This window comes from Lentzea aerocolonigenes (assembly GCF_000955955.1).
In the GTDB taxonomy this organism is placed as follows: domain Bacteria; phylum Actinomycetota; class Actinomycetes; order Mycobacteriales; family Pseudonocardiaceae; genus Lentzea; species Lentzea aerocolonigenes_A.
Map to the genome: position 1 here is coordinate 1 of NZ_JYJG01000123.1, position 1,747 is coordinate 1,747.

At 65.1% G+C, this 1,747-nt stretch carries 2 protein-coding genes; both read right to left on the reverse strand.

The window, feature by feature from the left end; translation table 11 throughout:
• Positions 1-21: 21 nt before the first annotated feature.
• On the reverse strand, positions 22-861 hold the full coding sequence (locus tag UK23_RS19050) for a helix-turn-helix domain-containing protein (protein WP_045312917.1): 840 nt from the start codon (positions 859-861) through the stop codon (positions 22-24).
• Positions 862-1,152: 291 nt separating this feature from the next.
• The gene (locus tag UK23_RS19055) at positions 1,153-1,701 is read right to left on the reverse strand and encodes an HIT family protein (protein ID WP_045312918.1); all 549 of its coding nucleotides are present in this window, start codon (positions 1,699-1,701) and stop codon (positions 1,153-1,155) included.
• Positions 1,702-1,747 lie beyond the last annotated feature (46 nt).

A 1,747-nucleotide genomic window follows, 5' to 3' on the forward strand; every position in this document is an offset into this window, starting at 1 on the left:
CCAACGTCCTGGGTCGCGCCACTAGCTGAGCCGCCGGTGGTCCTCGGCGATCCGCTTCAACAACGCCTGCAGCTCCTCCCCCCGCACCGCCAGCCGCTCCAGCCGGCCGAACAGGCCGAGGTACTCGCGCACGTCCAGCGGGTCGGTGATGGTGGCGTTGCCGGTGAGCACGCTGACCGTGACCACGCGCTCGTCGTAGATGTGGAACCCGTGCAGGGCGACCACGTTCGCGTCCGCGTTCCAGGGCACGACACCCAGGCGGACGTTCGGGCGGCGCTGGATCGCGGCCAGGTGCTCCACCTGTTCCGCCATCAGGTCCGCCGAACCCATCCGCCAGCGCAGCGCCCCCTCGGACATCAGGAACACGAACTGCTTGGCCAGGTCGTCCATCCGGGCGCGCCGGATGCGCAGGGCGGCCACCGCGGCCTCCTGCTCCGACTGCGGCATCGTCCCCAGCACGATCCGCAGGTAGGACTCGGACTGCAGCAACGAGGGCACCAGGTTGACCTGGAAGAACCTCGATGTCGCCGCCCGTGCCTCCACGCGGGTGATCGTCTGCTGGTGGCGGTGCGCTCCTCGGTGCAGCACGACGCGGCGGGTCTCCGCCTCCGCGTGCAGCGACTTGGCGAGTTCGACCAGTTCGATGCGCGTCTCTCTCGTCGCGGCCAGTTCCGCGACAAGACGCTCCACGTCGGTGACGGACGGGAGCAGCATGCCGTTCTCGATCTTCGACAGCTTTGACTGGCTCATCCCGGTGGCACGGGCGGTGGCCGTGCCGGTCATCTTCGCCTCGGTGCGCAACCGGCGTAACTCACGCGAAAGCCGTTCTCTCGCTAATCGCGAACGCTCAGGTGCGGTCATGTTCGCACCGTAACCATCTGTGCACGTGGAGACGATCGGCCATCGGCGGGGATTTGACTCGCAGTTGACACCTCCAGGTGGGTGATCTCACCTACCTGGAATCGCTTTGTGCTGGCGATACGTCTCGATCGGTTGGCCAAATGCACCCGAAAGTTGTAACCGACCTATTCCCCGCCACGTGGAAACCATCCGGATTGTCCAGTCAGGACAACGTGGGTGGTTTTTGTCACTCTTTTGTCCAGGAATTGGTACGGATTTCAATCACGCAGTTCAGACGGCTAAACGCGGCGTTTAGTCGACAGCCTTCCATCCCTCCGCGAGCAGGTCACGGGTCTCCCCGAGCAGCTGCGGCAGGACCTTGGTGTGCCCGATGACGGGCATGAAGTTCGCGTCGCCGCCCCACCTCGGCACGACGTGCTGGTGCAGGTGAGCGGCGATTCCGGCCCCCGCCACGACACCCTGGTTCATGCCGACGTTGAACCCGTGCGGCGCCGCCACGTGCCGCCCCACCCGCATCGCCTTCTGCGTGAACGCGGCGAACTCGAGAGTCTCCGACAGAGTCAGATCCGTGTAGTCCGGCACGTGCCGATACGGCAGCACCATCAGATGACCGGGGTTGTACGGGTAAAGGTTCAAAACCGCGAAGACCTCGGCACCTCGCGCGATGATCAGCCCCGCCGAGTCGTCCAGCTCGACAACACGGCAGAACGGACAGCCCTCGGGCTCATCTCCGAGTGCCTTGCCCTCACCCTTCACATAAGACAAGCGGTGCGGGGTCCACAAACGCTGCAATGCGTCGTGGACCCCGACACCGTCCTGTTCGGAAAACTCAGACGTCACGAGAGAAGTTCCGCCGTGGGCGAGGCGTTCTCACGACGCTGCACCC